The 16,395-nt window shown below is 42.3% G+C and carries 9 protein-coding genes; 3 read left to right on the top strand and 6 right to left on the bottom strand.

Annotated features, from left to right (window positions below; translation table 11 throughout):
- From KBW69_RS01075 to KBW69_RS01085, 3 genes are all read left to right on the top strand, one after another.
- On the top strand, positions 1-864 hold the full coding sequence (locus KBW69_RS01075) for a DUF4007 family protein (RefSeq protein ID WP_257279601.1): 864 nt from the start codon (positions 1-3) through the stop codon (positions 862-864).
- 107 nt (positions 865-971) lie between these two features.
- Complete coding sequence (locus KBW69_RS01080; RefSeq protein ID WP_257279602.1) at positions 972-5,456, top strand: hypothetical protein; 4,485 nt, start codon at positions 972-974, stop codon at positions 5,454-5,456.
- 82 nt (positions 5,457-5,538) lie between these two features.
- On the top strand, positions 5,539-6,654 hold the full coding sequence (locus KBW69_RS01085) for a cysteine desulfurase family protein (RefSeq protein ID WP_257279603.1): 1,116 nt from the start codon (positions 5,539-5,541) through the stop codon (positions 6,652-6,654).
- An 81-nt stretch (positions 6,655-6,735) separates the two neighbouring features.
- Here the strand turns inward: KBW69_RS01085 and KBW69_RS01090 are convergent, their stop codons facing one another.
- From KBW69_RS01090 to KBW69_RS01110, 6 genes are all read right to left on the bottom strand, one after another.
- A complete protein-coding gene (locus KBW69_RS01090; protein WP_257279604.1) occupies positions 6,736-7,989 on the bottom strand; it encodes a DNA sulfur modification protein DndB in 1,254 nt (417 codons plus the stop codon).
- Between the two features lie 19 nt (positions 7,990-8,008).
- Positions 8,009-8,311: a GIY-YIG nuclease family protein gene (locus KBW69_RS23580; RefSeq protein ID WP_373690656.1), complete on the bottom strand. Its 303-nt coding sequence runs from the start codon at positions 8,309-8,311 to the stop codon at positions 8,009-8,011.
- Positions 8,312-8,962: 651 nt separating this feature from the next.
- Complete coding sequence (locus KBW69_RS01095; protein ID WP_257279605.1) at positions 8,963-9,829, bottom strand: phosphoadenosine phosphosulfate reductase family protein; 867 nt, start codon at positions 9,827-9,829, stop codon at positions 8,963-8,965.
- Positions 9,829-13,206, bottom strand: a complete 3,378-nt coding sequence (locus KBW69_RS01100; protein WP_257279606.1) for a hypothetical protein — start codon at positions 13,204-13,206, stop codon at positions 9,829-9,831. Before KBW69_RS01100 ends, KBW69_RS01095 begins: the two co-directional genes overlap by 1 nt.
- Entirely contained in the window at positions 13,206-14,186 is a 981-nt protein-coding gene (locus KBW69_RS01105) for a DUF4007 family protein (protein ID WP_257279607.1), read from the bottom strand. Before KBW69_RS01105 ends, KBW69_RS01100 begins: the two co-directional genes overlap by 1 nt.
- 145 nt (positions 14,187-14,331) lie before the next feature.
- Positions 14,332-16,368 carry a DNA phosphorothioation-associated putative methyltransferase gene (locus tag KBW69_RS01110; RefSeq protein WP_257279608.1) on the bottom strand — a complete coding sequence of 679 codons (2,037 nt, stop codon included), beginning with the start codon at positions 16,366-16,368 and terminating at the stop codon, positions 14,332-14,334.
- Positions 16,369-16,395: the final 27 nt, after the last annotated feature.

The raw sequence follows: 16,395 nt of genomic DNA on the forward strand, positions 1-16,395 counted from the left end.
GTGAAAGAAGTAAAATCAATTCCGCTCAACTTTACACAGACATTTCTGGCAGATAGAACATTAATAGCTCGTCTATTGGCGTTCGCCGCTCGTAACGGTAGCGGTACCAAAGAACAGATATCTGAAGCGACAGGAATTCCAACTGGAGCAAAGTCTGGAAAGGTTGAGCCCATGATTCATTACGCTCTAGCGATGGGGCTGATAGATGCTAACAGGGCTGAAGGTGTTTGGAGCTTAAGTTTAAGTACTGTGGGTGAAGCTGTGTATGAGGAAGACCCTTATCTCAGCGAAACCATCACTCTATGGCTTTTACACTTAATGATGTGTCGTCCATTATCGATTTCAGAGCCCGGAAGAGGTATTGCTGATGCCTGGTTTGCCCTATTCGCAGACCGAGGCTATCGTCTCGGGAATCGCTTTGCTATCGACACGTATATCGATTATCTGACTGAACGCCACGGGAATGCAGCTACTGTGAAAAAACTAGCCTCATTAGTTGTACGAATGTATGAGGATGAAAGTGCCTTGGCTCTAACTTCTGCATTGACTTGTTGTGCAGATAAAAATTATCAATTTTTATCTGCACGCAATGAGCGCAGTTATTACCCGCTGTATTCAGCCTATCTATTACTGCTCTGGGATCAGTTTTTCCCAACACAACAGCAGATTCAGTTAGGTGAACTATTCGAGAAAGGTAAAGTCTTTACCTTATTGAATTGGTCTACAGACGATGGATCGGCATGGTTGAACTGGATGTCTGATCATCGAATTATGCAGTTCGACAGACAGACAGGGGAAACTCTTGCTTTGAGACTTCAGTCCACTGACGAGGCAGTTAAAGATATTTACAGTTTATTAATTTAACCCTTGCTTCCCCCGGGCAAACCCGGGGGAAACCCTTGATCCAAATCAGTATAAACAACTGAATAATCAAGTTAAATAAAAATAATGACAACATAGAAGTTAGAGTAATGAATATTCAGCAAATTATCCGTTTTCACGATGAAAATTTCTTCGAAGGGGCAGTTCAGTTAGGTTGGGTGCAGAAACGTGTATCACAGGCTGAACAAGCAGCAAAAGCCTTTGTATTTCATGGTCCTCGATATCACGGTGCTGGGGCTGCTGAAAGCGACGGTATCGAGGGAGGATATCGTCTCAAGGATACCGCCAGCTTCGTTAGAGACTTGCTGGAATCAATGGATGCAGGCCTCAGCGGAAAAGACATTAACCCATATTGGTTGGCAGTAGCGGGTTATGGGTCAGGTAAATCACACCTTGCCTTGACTACAGCAACATTACTTTCCTCTCCTACAAGTGATACTGCAAGAGAAATTATCCAGCAAATCAAGCAAGCTGACGAATCTCTTGGAGTGCAGGTTGATAACTACCTCGGTAAGCTCAATAAGCCGGCGCTGATTCTTCCTCTCGACGGTATGTCAGGCTTCCACCTTGGTAACGCGCTAAGCCAAGCAGTCTTTTCCCAATTTAAACAGCTTGGTATTGACGCAGATGCCATTCGCAACCTGTCACCTCGATTTAAAACAGCTTCACAATTTGCAGAAAGAAATTTCGAGGTACGTAAGGATGTTTTTAGCAAACACTTACCTAGCTTGAATATTGAGCAGATAACTGAACGCCTGAATCAAAATGATGAGGAAATTTATAGCGTTGTTGACGAAATATACATCAATGCGAATGGCAGCCCTATTCCAGTCGAAGGCCAGGAATCAGCACAAGAACTCATAGACACTCTGTCTAACGTTTACTGCTCAGAAGATGGTCCTTTCTCTCAAGTTATTATCTTGTTCGATGAGTTTGGTCGTTACTTGGAATATGCAGCCGAAAAACCAAATCTTGCTGGTGACTCCGTGTTACAACAGATATTTCAAGGTATTCAGGATAACAGCAGTAAGACACGATTTGTTGGCTTTATCCAATATGAATTAAAGGCATACCTAAAGCGATTCAGTGGCATTGACCTTCGACAGCTGCAACGCTATGTCACTCGTTTTGATGCAGCAGATAAGTGGTATCTGTCATCTAACCTTGAAACCATCTTTGCCCATATGATTGGTAAAGATGAACAAGCTCTTGATGCCCTGTGGACCCAAACACAGGCCGACTCTCAAGCTCAAATAAGCTGGGAACGACTATCGGGCAATATGCCCGGATTTGATCGTTATCCAGTATGGAATGATTCTGATCGGTTCAAGGATGTTATTGCAAGAGGCTGCTGGCCTCTCCATCCTGTAGCAGTCTGGTTTTTAAGCCGTCAACGTGATGTAGTCCAATCCCGTTCTGCTTTGACTTTCATTCGAGATATTATCGAACGAGTTGCTGACCAAAGCTCTCAAGTTGATAACACGATCAGGCAAGTGAGCGTTGCAGAACTGATCATCAACAATATGCTGCCCGAACTCGTGGCGGCAGAAAGAGAGACGGGCGGATCAACCGCAGAAACACTTCAAGTATTATTAGATAAATTCTCCAGTCACCTCGACGAGCCTAAGCAAAACATTCTTGCTGGTGTTGCTGCTCTGGAGAAGATGTGCGTAGGCAAAAAAACTAAGACTGTAGCGGATTCTCTGCTGTGTGAAGCTACCGCTCTGAACCAGCATCAACTCGAAGAATCTCTCCAAAGTTTGTCTGAGCTAGGTGCTGTCGAATGGAACCAGGATCTTGGTCAGTATGAGCTTTTAAGCGATGGTGCCAGCCGTGGTCAATTTCAGCAGTGGGTGAGAAAACAGCTTGCCAGCTACAGTGTCAATGACATCAAAAATTTATTCATTCAACGGGCAAAGTTGAACATTGACTCCATTCAGGATGTGCGGTCTGATTTTGCCCAAATGAATCACATCAACACTCATGAATGGTTCTTTGAAACATCCGTCGCTCACACTGGCAATATTGAAAGTGCCATCAAGAACACCTTTAAAGATTGGTCAAACGCAGCCCTGCCGAACGAAGCCAAAGGAAAGGTGATTTATCTTTATTTACATAATGATGATGATCTTGCGGAAGTTCAGACTAAAACTATTAATTTAATGGATGAACAGCTTAAGGCTCTTTCCCTGCCGAAGGCTCCTGTCTGGATTATTGCCCTCAATGACCGTCATAACACAATTGCTGACCATATAACTCGATTACATTTATTCGAGGAAGATATTTCGGAGGCAGATGAAAACCGCTACCGCCGATTCCTTCCAGAAGATCAGCGCCGCAGCTTGCAGGCAATTAAAGAAGCTACAGAAGATGCCATTCTTGAAAAAAATCACTGGATAGCAGGCTTTCCTGAATATCCAGAAGGCAGAAGGCTTTCACAAATCGGTACGAAAGTTTTCCAAGAAATATACCCTAATGTCATCGTATTCCCTTTTGATGGATTTAGCTCAAGAGGCAACGGTGGCTTAGATGTAGCTAAACTATCAAAAGCCCTTATTGCTCAGCAAGTCAATACGGCCTGGCTACAAACTCAAGAAAGACAGCTGCAGAACCGTACAGAAACTGTATTACGCCATGCATGGCAAGCTCTTTCACCGTCAGGAAAAGTGCATGAGCCAAGGCATGCTAATGTAAAACTAGCTTATCAGTGGCTTGAAGATAGACACAAAGAGAATCCTAATTTATCTCTTTATAATTCATATCAGGCATTAATTGCCCCGCCATACGGTTTCAACGCTGCTTCTGCCGGTTTGTTCATTTCACTATTCCTTGGAATAAGCAACCCTCCTCGTCGTATTGAGCACAATGGTGAGCTGATTTCTGGCACAGAGTGGCTCAACATTGTCTACAAAAAAACGGGAACAAATAAAAATTTCTTCCAACCGGCAATCCTAACCGGGAGTCGCGTCCGTTTCCTATCCGAAAACAGCGAATCCCGGTGGCGTACACTTCTCAATAACTGGGAAGCAGAACAGCACTATGGCAAGAAGGTACTATTTGGTAAAGAAGCTGAGAGACTAGTACAAACTGACCCAATGCCAGAAAGCCTCGAAGGTACTTTTAGATATCTTCTTGATAGAACTCAGGAAATTTCAGCAGAGCTAATAGCGGCAAAAACCAAGCTAGAGCAATGGGAAAGAGGTTTAGAAAGCGCTGTTCGTAACGAAAGCGTTTCACATGCCATCAAGCTCGCTAAAAATATCTATGACAGCAAGAATGTAATGGAAGACAGCGGTGTTTGGCCAGAAGAGTTAATTGCAGAATGTAATACTTTACTGCCAATTCCGTTGGAACTTATTCGTCAAAATATTGCCTCTTGGATTCCACTGCGATCCTGCACTGAACCCGCGCAAGTTAATGAGTTTAGAGAAAAAAATGAAAAAGCAGCACGGTCACTGAAAGAGCTGGGCTTTGAACGCGAATCACAGGCTCTTATACGACAAGTTCATAGCTGTATAATCAGAGTCGAGAATTCGCTACGTTACAAAACAACCCTTGCTGAAAGTGAAGATTACCCAAGGCAACCTGCACCAAACAACTCTGCACCTGTCCGGGAACTGCGTGATGAAATTTCTCGTGGCCGCAGCTTAATCGAAAATATCCAGAAAGCCAGTGACGCCCTTTCGGTAGAAGAAATCAACGCCAGGGTAGCTGCTATTGATGGACGTATTGATAAACTCGAAAAAGCCATGTCTGAACGGCGTAATGAGCTTGGAAGCTTATATAACGAGCCTTCCAATGAACAAGAGTTACGTGACGTATTACTGAAAGCACGCCGTATACAAGGTATCTTCGTTGGTACTCCCGATGAAATGGAAGTCACAGAGCTAATCGTTCAAATTGAACGGTTGTTGGCTGATATTGATACTTGGGATACTGAGAGCAGCAGCCCTCAGCGCATCCAGAGCATGATCAGCAAACAAATTGAGCAGCAACTCACAGAGTTCAATACATTTCTTGAGCAAGATGACTATGAGACTTTCTGGAGTATTGAAGCACTCTACTCAACTATTTTGTCTGAAAGGGTTAAAGCTGCCGCCCGTAAATCAGAAAACTGGATACAGATAAGATTGCTTTCCGATAAAGAATTAGGCGAACAAAGTTACGAGCAGTGTCTAAACCAAAAAGATGAGCTAACCCGGCTGCCTGCGTTTCTTGCGGATGAGGACAGGGAAAAAGCTCTCGCACTTCTCTCCAGCATTGAGCAGCGAATTTCAGAGTTTGAAGAGGTTAAACGCAAAGAGTCTGCAACAGACTGGCTTAACTCACTGGTAAAACTGGAGGAAATTGACTCTTTAGGGCAATTTGATATCAAAAAACAGCTAGACATGCTCAAGAAGCTCCCTGACTACTTAGGCAAGTTTGAACAATCCTATGCCCAGGAACTTCAGCAGCACCTTACTAAGCGACTTGACCGATTAAGTATTGATGACATTGTGGAACGAATCCATCATCTTACTGACCAACAGAAACATGAAATCCTCAACCAGCTAAAAGGCATGCTGCACCTATAACCTCTCCACATATAACACTGGTGATTAACGTCATTAGTGTTATATGCTTACCGAATACATTACACCCTACTCGGATGACTGAATGATTTACTTAGATTTTGCCGCCTCCACTCCCGTGATTCCGGAAGTGATGGAAGCAATGAGACCTTGGTTCACCGATTACTATGCAAACCCCTCCTCCTCTCATCAAATGGGACGACAGGCGGCAGAGGCCATTGAAAAGGCTCGAACAACAATAGCTGATGAAATTGGTGCTTATCCCAGTGAAATTATTTTCACTAGCGGAGCCACGGAATCCAATAATCTTGCCATCAAAGGCATTGCCCTTGCCAACCGGGATAAAGGCTGCCATATCATTACATCTTCCATTGAGCATAAGTGTATTTTGGCGATTTGTGCTTATCTTGAGAAAGAGGGTTTTGAAGTTACCTATGTAGACCCTGACCAGGAAGGTGTTATTCACCCAGAGAAGGTAAAAGAAGCTCTGCGCCCAGATACTATTCTTGTCAGCATCCATCACGTTAATAACGAGCTTGGTACTATTCAGCCTATTGAGCAGATTGGTGCGCTTTGTCTGGATCGTGGTATTCCTTTTCATACAGATGCAGCGCAGTCATTTGGTAAGCTAGATATCGATGTTGATGATCTGAATATTGACCTTATGTCAGTTTCTGGGCATAAAATTTATGGGCCTAAGGGTGTTGGCGCACTATATATTCGAAATGTTAGAGAAGCTAAAATAACCCCAGTAATTCATGGTGCAGGTCAAGAGCTCGGCCTCCGTGGAGGAACTATGGCAACTCCACTTATTGTTGGATTTAGCTCATCAATAAACATTTCAAAAAAACATTATGCTAAATTGGCCAAAAACAATAACCGCCAAATTTTTAAAGAGTCAATGCAGGGAAAATTTGATTTCATAGTAAACAGTAATCAAGCATGTATGCATATATTAAACATTTCAGTTCCAATTTTAGATACTAATAGATTGTTTACTTATTATAATAACTCTCTATCTTTATCAAAGGGTTCTGCTTGCTCATCCCTAACAATTGAACCATCACACGTACTGAAGAGCATTGGGCTTAACTCTTATCTTTCTGAAAAAAGTTTAAGAATAAGTTTTGGAATTGACACTAATAACGAAACAATAAAAGAAACTGTAAGCATCATATCAGACTCTTGCAATTTTTTTTAACACTTCGATTTTCAATAAATTAAAAAAACCAACCACTTAATATAAGTTCTAGGCAGTTGGTTTTTCTTTCTAATTTAAGCTTTATGGGTAAAATGGTTGATTAGGCAGTCCTTTATCATCTTGCCCTTTGGCTTTATTCAACCGATCAAGTAATGCTTCCTTTTGACTCGAGCCCAAAGATTCTGGGCACAGAATATAAGCCATCAATTCTGACCCTAAATCAATATTATCTTTATTTGATAGTATTTTTTTACCAGCACGAACTAGCACATTATCCCATATGCTGTTTGATATTGACCAATCTAAAGTTTGAGCATTGTTCAGAGTGGTGGCTAGATTAAAGCCTCTCTCATTAATTTTAACTAAAGCCTTAAAGAAAGCCATTTGCCCGACAGGTTTCAATAGCATTGACCAACGTTGATCTTCACTTCTAGATTGAGGCAATATTTTAGAATCTGCAATTGCATCATGGTAAACAGGTATAGAAGCTAGAACACTTTTCCACCATCGTTCAGCAATTGCATATCCATCATCTAGTTCTTCATCAGAAGGTCTCACCACTCTACTCTTTTCATCAAAATCCTTAATTCCTTCACAGTGCAGAATATCTTTAACTGTTTCATAAACTGTACTTATTGTTGTTAACTGTGTGCTACGTGTAGCAATAGTATTACTTTTCCAATTAACAATAAGATCTTTACCTGAAACAATACCTAATGGCCCATAATCTAATTCAAGCAAACGTCTAGTAATTATGGCATAGCCATCATCCTCGCTTGTAATCAGGTAATCACCACGACTAACAGTTTTAGCCGTTCTATTAAGTTTATTAAAAATCCTTCTTGTTTTTTCATTGTTCTCATGATTAATAAATATTACAGGTATATCATCATTAGGAACATCTGATTTGTATTCTCCATCCAGATCTGGATTTTGTATTACTTCACGTATTGCTGCCCACCTATGCTGACCATCAAGAATAATATATTTTCCTTTTTCAACGGTCAGAAATCCCATATTAGACATTTGTGTTTTGTATGCTTGAGGAATCTTTGTAGAGATATCAGCTACAGATTCAAAATGTATATCACCATCAAAAACAAGAACAATAATCGAACCAAACAACCTATCTGATGATTTCACAAGATATGGGACTATTTCATCCACTACACGTTTCTTATTTAATTCTCTTTGAAGCCTTTCTTCAAGACCCATATTAGCCCATTCATCGATTTCTCCTGCAGCTCTAAACGCCATTAATTCCTTAGCATTTAGTGTTGCAACAAAATAATTATTACTTCCCATTTTTGCTTTGGTACACGCAAATGTGCTCATTTTTATTCTCCTGTATCGCTTAAGTTAAATTACAACTAGGTTGTAACATTGTTATCACTTCTTGTTCCAACTCATTTAAACGAATTGAATTATTGCAAATAATCCAGCTAAACCTTACTGAGCCAACACTAATATTAAGTGCATTCCTCAACGGTCTGTTATGAGATCCGTAGTAATGCTGTGAAAACCTTCGGCTTAGTCGTTCTGTTTTACCAACATACAAAGGCCCCCTAAGGTCGTGTATGACATACACTCCAGGTTGATCTGGAACTACTAATTTATGACCTTGTGTGAATAAAGTTTCGCCATCCAGTGCAAGCATTTTATGCCTTTTTTATTTGTCTATAAGGTCAGTATATGCAATGTTTGTACAAACACTAGATTGGTTTGCGGATATCTATACTTTCTAAACACAAACACGGCTCTTATTTTCAAAAACATCCGTTAATTCAATGCATTAGAAATATACAAAACATATTTTTTTCACAAGAAATATTTCGCTTCAGCTAAACCATTACTGCGAGAGAGGCAAAAGATAGGTCGATTCCATCGACTATCTAGTACCCGTCCGAAAACCCTCAAACACCTCTGTATAAGACATTTCTCATGAAGACTCACACCACCGTGGCTCGAAGAAGAGCGATAGCATTTTGATAAACTCTTCAAGCCATATCTCAAAGTGGTCAAAGATTCGCTGGAGGTGATCCTTGCCTACCCGAAAGAGGGTTTGAGCTTTTCTACCCTGGGTTTTGATCTTTAGTAAGCGCCAAATACACCTGCGTACTGGCTGCCATCCCCAAGATTTCTTATTCTTTGTCCGTCTTAAAAGAGATGTAATCGGCTAGCTTGCCGAGGATAGTTTTCTGTTCTTGAGTGAGCATGGCGGTTCCAGCTTTAGCGTATTCGGAACCGCCAACTTGCGCCTTTTTCTGGCAACTATCGAAGCCTGCTCACTCTAAACTCGAGTTATCAACTATTTATAACAAGTAATACAAGCTCCACCGCCCTCAACTTCATCATAAATGGCATCCAGGTCCACCATTTCAATCAACTCTTCCTCATAAAGCGCATTCCGTCGACGTTTTTTCTCAAACCGCTTCAGTGCCTTCTCATGGTTCCGTTTAATTTCTTCAATTCGCTTAGGGTCTTCAAGCGTATTAAGTGGAGTGTCCATACCCAACCAGTAATATTTTTCGCCCGAAGCATTCTCATTCAAATGCTTTTCATAGCATTTAGCTTCTTCAAAAGCTTCAGGATGACGCTCTTTTAGTTTCACCCACTCAATCTTTCTCTGATAGAAACAGAAAGTACAACCACTTCGTGAACGCCATTCGTAATACTTAGGCAAGCCAAGCCCGGTGTTATTAAGGATATTAATAATATCTTGCTTATTCAGGCCATCTTCAACAAATGGCATTCTTACCTTCAGAAACTTTTCTGTCGGCACATAACCATCTCGGTATGGTTCATCTGCCCGAATACCAACGTAACTGACAATTTCATAACCATCTTCGATAAGAGGCTTTACCCATTCTTCAAATGGCTTCAGCTTCATCTGAATAGTACACCACCGCTGCTGTGCGGAAGGCAGAAAGTTATTGAACTGCTTAAGCCAATAATCAAAGCCCTTATCATCATTCAGGCGAGCAATATCTTTGCCCAGATAAGCTTCCAGTTTGTTGAAGTAGTCATAGACTTCCGGCAGCTCTTTTCCAGTATCAGTAAAGAAATACTCAATATCTAGGTCTGGATAAGTGTCGCGCATATAGATAGCTAACGCAGCACTGTCCTTTCCTCCCGATAGTCCAAGAACATGTTTAATTTTACGAGGTTCTGTCATTAAGCACCTTCCTTAGCGCACACCGGCGCCTCATACGGACTGAGTAAATCCTGCAAGGTTTCTTGCAAAGCAAGCGCCTTGAGATCATCCGCATTATGTTTCTTCAGTACTTTAACCAGCTCAGATTTGAGCTGAGTTACTTCTTGTGACTGCTGATCACTGATTGTCACCTGTCGAACATATTCTTCAGCCTGTCCTCCAGATCCAATAACCAAGGCTATAGATTTGGATCTTCCTTCATCTTGCTGAGAGCCCGCTGCAATAAAGGTTTCAACCCGTTTGAAGCGCTGGCAGTAGTCGAACAGTTCCTCACGCCCTCTTGCCAAGACGATATCATTCCAATCTTTGGCCGGGGCTGCAGCAACCAGAGAAATGAGACCTTCGAGCCATTTGTGATTTGAGTTTTGGCACTGACTTAAACGCTGAGCAAAAGCTTGCAGACGATAATCAGCGGCCACTTCTCTTACTTTTGTACAGCGTTCCACCAGATTTTCGGAAAGCTCTCCTAGTTCAGATCTGAGAATTTTCTTATAGCCATTAAGCATCTCCTCATCCATTGCTCTCAGCTCTTCAATGGCACTATTCAGTGCATTATCAAGCATTTGGTCAGAGTCTTTCTCGGATTTGGCACTATCTAAATCAAAAACTGCATACAAGTCTTCCAGTAACAACTGATAAGGGTCGTTAGCTTTTAATACCGCATCACGGAATTTTTTTGCAGGACCATCAGGCAACCGAGCATTTTTAACCCAGGCCGGTAGTTTCTGATGGACAAATGTCACCAGCGATCTGGCAATATTAAGTGCCTGTGGAGGAATATCCCGATCAAGCTTTTTAGCAGCAACCCTGGCAAAGGTGTGGATGTAGTGATGCTTGACGCCACTTACCTTGTAATATCGAACACCTACTTCCTTTGGTGCACGCATCATTTTACTGACAAACTCATCATCAATTTCAGGAATAAATACGTACCGGGCTGTACTGTCCTTATCATAATAAGCCAGTTCTTCATCGCGACTCATCAGGTAAGCAAGAGCGATAACCGGGCACAAACCTGCGGTTAAGCCATAGGGTTTTGCTTCCCACATGCTGTAAATGTCGGCCAGAGTAACCAGCTCAGTGGATTCATTAATCGTCTTCTCCGTAGCCTTCAACATATGTTGAAGGTTTTTCGAGCTGATGCCACTGGGTATTACAAAACTGAACTCGCCATTTTCCTGCTTGGCATGTAAACCTGTCTGCTTAAGGCAGGAAAGATAAATCGCTTTCTCTGGTGGAAAACCATCGTTCAAGCCAAGGTTTTCTTCATCGCTATAACTTATCATCCTCTCCATAAGTTTACGGCGGGCGGAATTAGATGTACCGGAAGGCTTCTGACGGTTAATCAGTTCATTAAAAATTTGTGGCGTAAAGGGGTATATTTTATCCGCTATGCGGGAAGCAATGACATTTAGAGAGCCTGCTGAAAGCGTTTGCCCGTCGAACCACCACTGGCTATTATTGAATGCCTTATCATAAGCATCATCCAGCTCTTTACGGGCGTTGCCATAACGAGCCTCATACTCTTTTGCCGCAATCTTGTCGTGCTGTAATTCAGGAGTATCTTTCGCAATAAGTTGCAAAGCCCATAACTCACGAGCAGCTACTTTTAGTGGCTCAATTTCATTGCTGACACCTACAGCACATGACTGATGAGTTTTGCTGAACTCAACGAGTTTTCCAGCATCCCTGGAAGACTCGTTGGCCAACAACAGGAAAGATGCAAATGTACCATGCTTAGATTTCCACTTTTCACTCATCACCTGGTCTGTGGTCAAAGCGATGCGTTGATCCAACCAGCGCAGAGTACCTTTCTCATGGTAATGACGCTTGGCAATAGTGAATTGCTGATACTCTAATACTGAAGTCCAACTATCATCGAACTGAAGCTTTTCTCGCTGAAGCTCTAGCAGTCCTTCAAGATCAAAGTCACTGCCTTCAAAAACAGCCCAAGCGCTCAGGTGCTTTCTGAAGGTAATGATAGACTGCTGCTTCAACTCCTCGAAGTATTGCTCCAGCTCTATTGCTGCCACATGATCCATAGCTGATTTCACTGCTTTATCAGTGGCATACATCCCAAGAGTACGACCGAACAAATTAAGTATAGCGATGGTCTTAATCAGCTGGCGATGTATATCACTTCCATGATTACTGGTTCTAATAATGGCTTCGCTGGCTACAGACCAAGCATGACCATCATTGGTGCTTACAATGTGATGTTCCAGATTACTTTCGAGATAATCCCACAAATGATAAAGCCTATAGCTGGCATGGCTGCCATCATCATTCTCATCCATAAAATTATGAAAACTATGTGGTTCTCTAGAGTTTAAGAAACTAAAGGTGCTGCGTTCATTTTGACTAAAACGACGCTTGGAGATTGGGCCTAGCAGCAGAGCAACCGTTGGATGCAGAGGGAAACAACCCTGCAGCCGATCATGGAGTACTGCACTATCTCTTAACTTTGCTCGCTGCAAGTTGGAGCAAACATTGCTCACCAGCTTGCTATGCCAGGTTTCTGAGCGCTGGCTTTTTGATTCAATAGACTGAGCAATCAGGGCTACTGTTTCATCTTCTGAGACGTTGTATAACAGATCGCTGTAGCGCCCCTGAATTTTTGCCCATTCATCCTGAATTGCTTTACCCCGGGAATGAGCATACTCACTAAAGGCCTGATGGAGAAAGCCTACAAAAAATGCAGGCAGTTCAGCTTTCTGGAAATTTTCTGCAAAGTTCTGGAAGAACTGCGTATTAAGGTCATGCTTAATGAAATGTTCAAGCACTTTACCCATCTCATCCAGCATGAAGTACACACCATCAACTTTACCTTTCACATCATTCAGTAAGTTGATGACCATCTGTTCTAGCTGCGCTTCATTGGGAGCTTCTTTTGGAATTGCGTACTGTTCAGCAAGCTTTGATGTTTTAGGATGATCTTTTACAGCTGTATATACAGACTTCCAGATTGTAATTATTGGGCTCTCAACGCCACCTACAGCACGAACAACTAGCCACCCTTTCTTAACTGGGAAATACTTTCCCAGCTCTTCAGACATTTTACTCCTGATGCAGCCTTGAGCAGCATTCCGGTATACTTTTTTGTGATGCAGAAAACCCGTCAACAACAAAGCAATAGTAGACTTACCAGTTCCGTATGGACCAGTAACTGTAAATGCTCTTTGTTGACCTTCTGCAAACTGACGACCGAGTGTTCTCAGCGTGTTTTCAGCAGTCCCATGAAAAACCAGACCGGGAAAGAAATCAGCAGACAAATCATTGTCAATGCGGGTAGCTCGCTGATAACGAACATTGATGGAATATGTATCTGCAAGCCGCATTATTTGCCCTGCTTCGCGTAGAATTTGGTTAAATGATCAAACTTGTCTTCGCCAAGGTTTTCTATATCATCGCACTGAATCTGACGAAGCCCTTGAGTGTCTGTCCAGGAGATTTTACGCTGAGTCAGCTCCTCAACCTGATCAAGACGGTTCGCAAGTGCACTTTGAGATAACCTAAACACTCGTGCCGGAGAGCCTTCAGCGGTCAAAAGGCGGTCAAAGGAAATTGTTTTATCTTTCTTTGCTTCTCGATTCCAGTAATCAATAAGAGCAAATGTAAACACCTCTGCGGGCAAACTTTCCTGCCCACCAAGCTCAGCACTGAATTTCTTGTATCTGCCGCCTTCAAGAGTGCGGATAAGACCAAGCTCTACAAGCGGAGAAGAGAAGCTATCTTCGCTGATTTTTGAGTTATTAGAGTTTTTCTGACTGTAACCTTGAAGCATGCACTCAATATCTTTGCTGATCGTTTTTTCAGCAGCTTTTAAATTAAGCTTGTCTACATCAGACAAAATGCTATCCATCAGCTGTTGCTTATCGAAGCGCTGACCATTAAAACGATTGAAGAACCAGCGAGAAGCAGACATCACTTTATAGTTTGAGTTCAGTTGCCAATGCAAAATCCAGATTGTCGCCAACTGCTCCATATAAGGGTCCCAGCCGGACTCAGCATCATCACCAAAAATTTCAAGGGCAATTTCGGTCAAATCATCTCGGCCATTTCGCTCTTCAATAATTTTTGAAGCATCAGTCCAGTAACGGATAGAGTTGACCATATTTTTACCAACACCCATCCGGACAACCGCTTTTTCGATATCTTCAGGATTTCCAGAGGAAACGGGTCTCTGAGGCTTTTCACCATAAATGTCAAGCACTGATTTTACAGCTTTATATAACCATCCGTATCTAAGGGGAAAGGTTTCATGCCCTGAAAATTTTGCAGTGTATTTTGTCACGTTGTCCGATTGCCTCTTTGCCACTGGAGAAACCCTCCAGTGACTAATTGTCATCTAGTTCGAACTTTGTAGCAAGGCGAATATACGCAGAATTTACTCATTAACACTTAGATAGCTTATGGAAGTGTAAGTATATACCCTCATGTATATATAAACAGTGGTAAATTTATTAGTAAAGCTCGTCCATTTCTTGATTTACTTTGTAAAAGCGATAGCCCTTTATTTGCAGGTTAAAGCCATGCTCAAGCACTTCAGTGAACGTTTTGTAGTCAAGCCCGTAGCCATCCATCTCAGGCAGATCAAGCGATAGCAGCTTCTTATCGAAAGATTTTTGCTTATCAAAATCCTTGAAATTGTCGTCTATAAGTTTTGATTTCCAATACAGAGGCTGCGGATCATATAGCCCGGAAGCATAATCATAGAACTCAATATACTGCTTTCTCAGACTAATCTTCACTCGTTCTTGCAACATAGGGATTGGCTGGGTCTCGAAGCCTTCATATCTCATCAGGGTTAATTTTCCTGACTGAATATGTATTTTTATCAAGTCAACATTTTCTACGTCACCATAAAGCATGGTGGCACAACCAATATAAAGCCGCAGTTCTGGTGGCAGTTCAGATACAAAACGAGAGTGTATGACCAGAGAATGGCGGTCATTCAGGATACTGGCAGGTAAATCTGCATGCGCTTTCTCACAGGCTTTTTCGATGCAGTCAGCAGCAGCAAGCGAATAAATCAGTTTCTGGGCATCAGCTAGCGTTGAACGATAGTCGCCAAAGAAAGCCTTGATATCCCGCTTCAGCTTCTCAGGCATATGCTTATATGGCTTACGCTTACTAAACTGTTGTAAGGCAAAATAAATGAGGAGATCTTCCCGACGACCTTCTACAGCATGGACAAAATCATCCTTGCCAAAACGCTCCTGAGTCAGAGCAAACGCTTTTTTTGGAGAGCCCACAAGTTCTCTGATCTTGTCAGTCTCTGGAAATTCATCAGCGGCAGGTATGCGACCATAGTCCAGACAACTTAACCAGAACTGTTCGAACAGCTCACCATGATCTGCAAAGAGGCGTTCTGCTTTAGGTATTTTGATGGGCTTTTGAGTAATCTGCTTCCAGCGGTGACTTGTTCTGCGCTGTTTGTTGGCAAGATAAAGCTGTTCTTCATCTTTATTTTTAAAAATATAGAAAATACCTGGAGCCACAGCAATGGCATCCTCTTCCACCACCTGCTCAATGAATATCTGCAACTCGCTCTGAGAGAAGTACTTTTGGAAGGTATTTCTGCTCGTTATTACGCCATCTTTATACCGTTTGAACTTCTTTATATGTTCATCGCCAGCAATCATGGCTGAAACAACCAATAGTTTATTGGTTAGCTTCCATGCTCCCAACAGGGCATCAACACGCTCTTCAAGCTCTTCGATAACGTTGATGACATAGCCAATATTCACAAGGTCAGCTGCTTCTTTCTCCCCTTCTGCCCGCCAGTTCGGGTCCCATCCTGTTGCTGTAATGCCATGGGCTTCCAGCTCTCGAAGATCGTCGCCTCTGCCACAACCATAATCAAAAACCGAATAATCCCCTTCAAGGTATCCATGTCTAGCCAGAGTTTTCATTGGTGCGGACAGAGCATCACGAGATAAAGCCGTCTTATGTCTTTCCACAACATGCTCTTGTCGATTGTCTACAGCCGATGAACGAAACAACCGGCCGTCCACCAGCTCGTAGCCACGATCATGAATCAGTGCTTCCCAAGTTTGCTTGAAACCTATGATTTTACTGTTTTCATACAGACCTGCATCTTCACCTTCACGGGTAATGGTGCAGAACTCTTCATAATAACGGTCTGCCGGGGTGATCATGGTTTCTTTACGGTGAAGAATTGGCGGATTACTGTTGGTAAAGCGATTGTGCTTGTAACGATTTTGGTCGAAATCGATATTAAAACTGGACTCTAGCTCAGGATAAGAATTTTCATAAAACTCTGGGTAGTTCAGCAATGAGGCCCCAAAGCCGTTGGTTTGCAATTTGATGACCGTCCATTGAACCTCTTGCCCCAAGACTTTGACCTTATCAGCTATCCAACTGGCTAACTCTGGAGCCTCTTGCTCAAAGACACTTCGATGCAAATAAATCGCACCCGGCAACTTTTTCCCGTATTTCAGCTGTTTTACCTGCGTCTGGAACAATTCTGGCGTCATAACAACAAAACCCTGAGTAGTCTGATT

The organism is Endozoicomonas sp. ISHI1 (assembly GCF_024606225.1).
Taxonomy (GTDB): domain Bacteria; phylum Pseudomonadota; class Gammaproteobacteria; order Pseudomonadales; family Endozoicomonadaceae; genus Endozoicomonas_A.